Below are 7,418 nucleotides of genomic sequence, written 5' to 3' on the forward strand. Positions count from 1 at the left end.
GTAATGTTATAACTAGCTATAGCTCTGTTAAATTTAACCATTTATACAGGGTATGGGTGTGCTATGCCTAATTTTAGGCAATTAACTGGGTAATTTTTGTTTAAATTTTCTCTTGACATATTACCCTACCACTTTATACTCAAAAAACGGTAAAATAAGAGCAGATTTAGATCACTTTTTTCCTAAATCTAAATATCCTTACCTTTCTATGTCAATATTTAATTTAGTACCTAGCTGTAAGTTTTGTAATTCTTCTTTAAAGAATACTACAGAATTTTCATATGATGAATATTTGAATCCTTATGAGAGGGGTTTTGGGGATGATTTAAGATTTACTTATCAAGTGGATTCTTACGATTCTTTTTTTAATAAGGGAAATCTTGAGATTGTTTTAGAAGATAATCTTAGTTCTAATGATGATATAGTAAGAAAGGCTAAAGAAAATGCTAAGGTTTTTAAGATTGAAGAGTTATATAATTATCATAAAGATGAGGTAGGGGATTTGATAAAGAAGAAGAAAGTATATACGGATGAGTATATAGAGAAGATATTAAAAGATTTTCCAAATTTGTTTAAGGATAAAGCAGAAGTTTTAGAATGGTTAGTAGGTAATATTTGTAGAGAAGATAAATTAAATGAAAAACCACTTGCTAAGTTAGTTAGGGATATATGTGATGAATTAGAATTTAAATAAGGTATTTAATTAAATTCATTTAGATTGTTATTGACTTAAAAGGTTAATTTTAGTAGAATAGTAGTAGAGTTGTTTAAGAAAAGCTATAAAATTATTGGTGAATAAATATACGGACTTTGATAAAGTCAGTTTTTATAAGGGTTTGTCAAGGGTGTAATTTGACGGCAAAATGGTCAAAAAGGGCTGTTTTGTATAAATATACGGTGCTGAAATGAGTGAGTTAGTGTATCAAGAAATGTTGATGAATCCTTGGTAGAATGGGGTTTGTTCTTCTTGACGGGTTTAAATCAACAATCCACTAAAACAAGGATTGAAACCAAAATGTGTAGGGACAAAAAAGTGCAAACAAGATGTTTAAATCAACAATCCACTAAAACAAGGATTGAAACGACATAAAAATATAAGTCAATTTCAATTTTCAGATAGTTTAAATCAACAATCCACTAAAACAAGGATTGAAACTAAAGATGGTGCTTCTTAGCTTTTTCTTTCCCCTTTTGTTTAAATCAACAATCCACTAAAACAAGGATTGAAACAACCAAGAGATTAGAAGATGGAGGATTGCGATTAGGTTTAAATCAACAATCCACTAAAACAAGGATTGAAACATCTCCAAAGCAAAGTATAAGTCTCTGGGTCAACTTGTTTAAATCAACAATCCACTAAAACAAGGATTGAAACTAAAGAGAGGTGTCCAATCTAGTAATAGGTTAATTTTGTTTAAATCAACAATCCACTAAAACAAGGATTGAAACCTCATCATCCTCAATATAAACTCTAATGCTTCCTCCAGTTTAAATCAACAATCCACTAAAACAAGGATTGAAACATCACCTCCTTAGGAGCAGACCCCCCAGTCTGCTCTGTTTAAATCAACAATCCACTAAAACAAGGATTGAAACAAGTTACTATATAATCATTAGCAAAGTCATTAACCACGTTTAAATCAACAATCCACTAAAACAAGGATTGAAACAAAAACTGAAAATAATCTCCTCTGACCGATTATCTTGTTTAAATCAACAATCCACTAAAACAAGGATTGAAACATCCCTCCAATTGAATAATAATCACTTTTTTCTCTAGGTTTAAATCAACAATCCACTAAAACAAGGATTGAAACATCAATGGTACCATAGCCATATTCTTTGGCCTTGTTTCGTTTAAATCAACAATCCACTAAAACAAGGATTGAAACATCGCTCTCCTCTATTTTTCTGATATCATCTTCGCGTTTAAATCAACAATCCACTAAAACAAGGATTGAAACCAATTTAGTTTCTCTGCCACCCACCTTGGACAATTGTGGGTTTAAATCAACAATCCACTAAAACAAGGATTGAAACGGTGATGATGTGTACGAGGGATTATTTCCAAAAGGAGTTTAAATCAACAATCCACTAAAACAAGGATTGAAACTGGCATCAGAAGAGAGATTAGAATTGAAAGAGATAGAGTTTAAATCAACAATCCACTAAAACAAGGATTGAAACTGTTTCGTAGTGGGATCGCTGAATATATGAAAAGTTGTTTAAATCAACAATCCACTAAAACAAGGATTGAAACACAATCCTGTAACACTTGCAACCTTTCTCTAGCAGATGTTTAAATCAACAATCCACTAAAACAAGGATTGAAACGTAGTAGTAGTGCTAGTTCTAGACTTGACACCCCAAGTTTAAATCAACAATCCACTAAAACAAGGATTGAAACAATAAAAAAGGTGTTGTACTAGGTAAGAAAAATAAGTTTAAATCAACAATCCACTAAAACAAGGATTGAAACGAGAAACAGCAGGTAAGTGGTTGAATAAAAGAATGGTGTTTAAATCAACAATCCACTAAAACAAGGATTGAAACCTCGACTGTCAGCCGAGGAAAAGGGCGTCTCAAATGGTTTAAATCAACAATCCACTAAAACAAGGATTGAAACTGGATAGTAGTTTTAACAGTGAATATGGTGATAATACAGGTTTAAATCAACAATCCACTAAAACAAGGATTGAAACTGGGAGTAATACAATGGTTGTTAGGTCTATTAAGGTTTAAATCAACAATCCACTAAAACAAGGATTGAAACAAGTAGGCATCGTATCGCCAAATTTTCGTACTAGGTTTAAATCAACAATCCACTAAAACAAGGATTGAAACACCAACTTAAACCATTCTTGGGTAAGATACGCCCAAAGTTTAAATCAACAGTCTACTAAAATAAGGATTGAAACTGAAAGAATAAAGTATCTTATTTGCCCGTCTGGTATTGGTTGTTTAAATCAACAGTCCAAGATAACAAGGATTGAAACTTTTTCATTTTCCACCTCCAAAGAAAAAACCGCCCATGTTTAAATCAACAGTCCAAGATCCTGTAGGTCTTTAAAGAGCGAAAGACCTTTCGTGGCTGTGGTTAGAGATTAGTTTAGGACGGAAGAGTATCTGACAGCCCACAAGGATTGAAACTTGAAATAATTTCCCATTTATGATATAGTTATATATGTTTAAATCAACAATCCAAGATAACAAGGATTGAAACAGGTAACCTGTCCTCATTCTGTGCGAATCTATCATGTTTAAATCAACAATCCACTGTCCTACAGGTCTTTAAAGGTCAAAAGACCTTCCGTGGCTGTAGTTAGAGAGTAGTTTAGGACGGAGGGGTATTTGACAGCCCATAAGGATTGAAATTTGTGTATTCGTTAATTTCAAATTAAACAGTAATAGTCTAAATCAACAATCCACTAAAATAAGGATTGAAACTTTACATCCCAAATAGTTAATATAATACCCTAAGCTGTTTAAATCAACAATCCGCTATCCTACAGGTCTTTAAAGAGCCAAAGACCTTCCGTGGCTGTAGTTGGAGAGTAGTTGAGGACGGAAGTTTATCTGACAGCCCACAAGGATTGAAACAAGATGCCATGGGCCAACTTTTCAGTATTGTATTTAAGTCTAAATCAACAGTCCAAGACTCTACAGGTCTTTAAAGATCAAAAGACCTTCCGTGGCTGTGGTTAGAGAGTGGTTTAGAACGGAGGGGTATTTGACAGCCCACAAGGATTGAAACACTCTCATGTAGCAAGTTCTATCTTCTGGTGTCTGGAATAGTTTAAATCAACAATCCACTATCCTACAGGTCTTTAAAGACTAAAGACCTTCCTTAGTTGTAGTTAGCAAGTAGACTAAGATGGTAGTTTGTATGATAGTTTAGAAGGTGGGTTTGAAATTAATAAGTTTAAGCACTCATAATCATTGTGGGTGCTTTTTTTATTTGTGTACTTAGCAAAGTAGTTGCATAAAAAACATAATCATATCCAAAATAAAGGGTATTTGCCATTAAGTGTCGAAATAAAATTGTAGTACTGGTAAAAAGTTAGTAGAGTAAAGTGAGTAATTGCCAACTTCTTGGATAACGAATAGATTAATTAAAAGCCCATAATATATTTACAATTAAAATATAATAATATTAAAGAGTAATTAAAAATTATAACTGGGGGATTTCATTATGAATTATATATTTTTATTGGGTGGCAAAGATTTAGAGATGGTAGAGATTAAGAAGATGCTTGAAGAAGAAGGTAAAAATGTTTTAGATAAGGACTTATCTTGGGGAGCTAAGTTGAGTGATTATCAGAAAGAACTGAAAGAATTAGATAGGAATTGTACGGTAGTAGGAATTGAATTACAGGGTGATATTGATGTCAAAAATGATTATATAGAAGTAGACCACCATAATGAAAACATTAATAAAGAATCATCTATTGAACAAATAGCAGATTTACTTGGAATAGAATTGACCAGATACCAGAAGATGGTATCTGAGAATGATAAAGGTTATATAGATGCTCTAAAGGACTTTGGAGCTAATCAAGAGGAGATAGAAGAGATTAGAAGAGCAGATAGGAAAAATCAAGGGGTAAGTGAAGAGGATGAGAAGTTAGCAGAAGAGTCCCTTCGAGAGAATAAAGAAGGAGTAGGTGGAGTGATAATAGTGAAATCTAAGACAGATAAATTCTCACCTATTTGTGATAGGTTATATCCAACTGATAAATTAATAGTTTATACTGATAATGAGTTAAACTATTATGGTCAAAAGGCTCAAAAGTTAGGAGAGAAGTATAAAACTGAGTATGGAAAAGATAAGGTTTATTATGGTGGTGGGGAAGATGGATATTTTGGGTTTTCTAATGGAGCTTTAGATAGTGAAGAAATACAGGAGAAGGTAAGGGAGGTTGTTGAGTTTGTCGGAGAAGGAGATCATTAGCTATCATACTTTTATGTTTCCTTTTAAGTGGGATTATAAAAAGAAGGGGAAGAAATTAGAAGAATTAAGTTTTAGTGAAAGAGTTGATTTTGATAGATTTAATGAATTAATGGGTGATGATTGGAAGGTTAATAAATTTAAAATTAATGAAGAAGTAGACTACAATGAATATGTTTATTTTTATGAAAATGCTAGAAAAGCATTATATAATACTGAACAAGAAGAAAATAAGATAGTAAAATATTATGAACATCAAAATACAGATGGTGGAAAATATATAATAAATGTATTAAAGGAAGAGTCGATAGAATTAAAAGAATATAAGGCAGAATTAAAAGATAATATTTTATATTTATCTTGAGGAAATAAATGTATAAAAATAGATGGAATTCACATATCAGAAAAAGACAATAAGGTAAATTTATATCTAACTAAATCCTATATTAAGATAGAATATATCAAAAATAAGGTTTTTAATGATAATAACAAGATATCTACTAAAGATATAAAAATAGAAGAAAATAAACTAAATTTGAATAAAGTTGATAAAGAGATAGATAAAATTTATTTGGTAGATAAAAAAGATTATAGTTTAGATATTGCTGGAATAACATTGAGGACTTATAGTAGTGGAGTTGGAATTCTATCTTTTCATTTAGAAAATAATAAATATACAAATGAAAATGATGTTTTAAAAATTAATGATTTTGGTAGAAGAATTTACCCTCAATATTTACCTTTAGGTGATGTTAAGAAGAGCTTTTTGGCTTATGAATTAGAAATTCAATTTAATGAAAATTCACCTAAACCAGAACGATTTGAGTATTTTTCTAATGATGAAAAAGTAGAAAATAACCCAATTAAATTATCAAATACAATTATGGAGTTACTTGGAGATGAATTTACTGATGATAAAAATGAAACACAAGAAAAAATATTAGTAACTCCAATTATTGATGATCGGATGTTTGTTGTATCCTGGTATGGAAATAATGATAAAATTAAATATCTAGGTGGGGATATTACAAGATATTATAATAGAAATTATGTTAATTACTTAAATAAAAATGGTGAATATTCTTATTTAGAAGATCCTTTCTGGTATAAGTATATATTTGTAGATGCTGATAGTGTAACTTGTCAAAGTAATTTAATGATGAAAAATTTACTTAAAAATCAGACTTATGATAGGTGGATAAATTATGGAACCCTTTATGGAGTGAGTAGGTATTCTTTTGTTATATTAAGTAGTAATTTAAATACTTTAAGAATTAATGGTGCAGAGTATATTTTCAATCATATTAAAACTATGTATTATCAGATGGCTGTATTGGCTTTAATGCAACGAGCATCTATCCTGAGGTTCTCTAGTGAGGCTTCTTATATTTCCAATTTATTAGATGAAACTGGGAGTAAGGCGGTAGAGAGGATACGAGAGTTACATAGCCCTATGTGTTAGGATAGTTGTCGTATAGATTAAATAGTGTATAATATAATTACGACAATAAACCTAAGTAGTAGGGTAATATGTCAAGAGAAAATTTAAACAAAAATTACCCAGTTAATTGCCTAAAATTAGGCATAGCACACCCATACCCTGTATAAATGGTTAAATTTAACAGAGCTATAGCTAGTTATAACATTACTAAAAATAAGTTATTAAATCTGGGTGTAAACTTAAATAACTTAATTTTAGAGAGATTCTTTATAGACTATTCTCTAAAAGTCTAGAGGTTTTAGGTCTGATAATCACCTCCAGATGAATTGAGGTACTGGGAAGGATCATAAAGCACATTATCGCGCAGCAGAACGAAAATAAGCCGTACTAACTTTCTAGCACTCAAAACTAATGCTCGCTTGTGTTTATGTTTAGTTGACTCTTTGTGCTTTTTAGAATAATAGTCTTTATATTCAGGGCAATAGTTTTTAACTGAATTGGCAGCTTGTATCAAGTAATATCTGAGATATTTATTACCATATTTACTCATACCAGTTTCATCACTTTTGTAGTCATTAGATTGCTTATGATTCCAAACTAAGCCAGCGTATTTAGCTAGTTTAGCTTCATCAGTAAAATTCGATATATTGCCAATTTTCAGCAATTATACCGGAAGTGAAGATTGGTCCAATACCAGGTATAGAATCTAGAGTCTGTTGAAACTTAGAGACTTCACGCTCAATAGCTTTATTGTACACGTTTTTAAACTACTTTTTAAAGCTTTAATTGTATCTAAAGATGTCTCTAAAGTTAGATTAACAGCATCTTGAATATCACGGTCAATATTATAGCAATTACGTGCAATTCTTTTGATTTCTTTAGCGTAGCCTTCGGGATCAGAAAATCTATTTTACCTTTTCAACTAAGAAATCAATTAATTCTTGAATAGAAAGATCAGCAATTTCTTCAACATCAAATTCAGTGAATAAAGCCACAGAAGTAGCACCAAAGGTGTTGGAAAAAGGCAAT

General features: G+C 31.1%; 5 protein-coding genes and 1 CRISPR repeat array. Of the genes, 4 read left to right on the top strand and 1 reads right to left on the bottom strand.

Annotation, left to right across the window (positions count from 1 at the left end; all coding sequences use genetic code 11):
* Positions 1 to 208 precede the first annotated feature (208 nt).
* The 4 genes from HALSAC_RS15760 (at position 209) to HALSAC_RS0110990 (ending at position 6,410) form a co-directional block, all read left to right on the top strand.
* The gene (locus tag HALSAC_RS15760; protein ID WP_156924181.1) at positions 209 to 694 is read left to right on the top strand and encodes a hypothetical protein; all 486 of its coding nucleotides are present in this window, start codon (positions 209 to 211) and stop codon (positions 692 to 694) included.
* 280 nt (positions 695 to 974) lie between these two features.
* Positions 975 to 2,996: a CRISPR direct-repeat array (repeat unit 37 nt; unit sequence GTTTAAATCAACAATCCACTAAAACAAGGATTGAAAC).
* 1,196 nt (positions 2,997 to 4,192) lie between these two features.
* A complete protein-coding gene (locus tag HALSAC_RS0110980; protein ID WP_035571799.1) occupies positions 4,193 to 4,951 on the top strand; it encodes a hypothetical protein in 759 nt (252 codons plus the stop codon).
* Positions 4,929 to 5,312, top strand: a complete 384-nt coding sequence (locus HALSAC_RS0110985; RefSeq protein ID WP_027340306.1) for a hypothetical protein — start codon at positions 4,929 to 4,931, stop codon at positions 5,310 to 5,312. Before HALSAC_RS0110980 ends, HALSAC_RS0110985 begins: the two co-directional genes overlap by 23 nt.
* A 171-nt stretch (positions 5,313 to 5,483) precedes the next feature.
* Positions 5,484 to 6,410, top strand: a complete 927-nt coding sequence (locus HALSAC_RS0110990) for a hypothetical protein (RefSeq protein ID WP_027340307.1) — start codon at positions 5,484 to 5,486, stop codon at positions 6,408 to 6,410.
* 277 nt (positions 6,411 to 6,687) lie between these two features.
* Here the strand turns inward: HALSAC_RS0110990 and HALSAC_RS16905 are convergent, their stop codons facing one another.
* A complete protein-coding gene (locus HALSAC_RS16905; RefSeq protein WP_084804471.1) occupies positions 6,688 to 7,053 on the bottom strand; it encodes a transposase in 366 nt (121 codons plus the stop codon).
* Positions 7,054 to 7,418 lie beyond the last annotated feature (365 nt).

Source organism: Halonatronum saccharophilum DSM 13868, assembly GCF_000517025.1.
Lineage (GTDB): Bacteria > Bacillota > Halanaerobiia > Halobacteroidales > Halobacteroidaceae > Halonatronum > Halonatronum saccharophilum.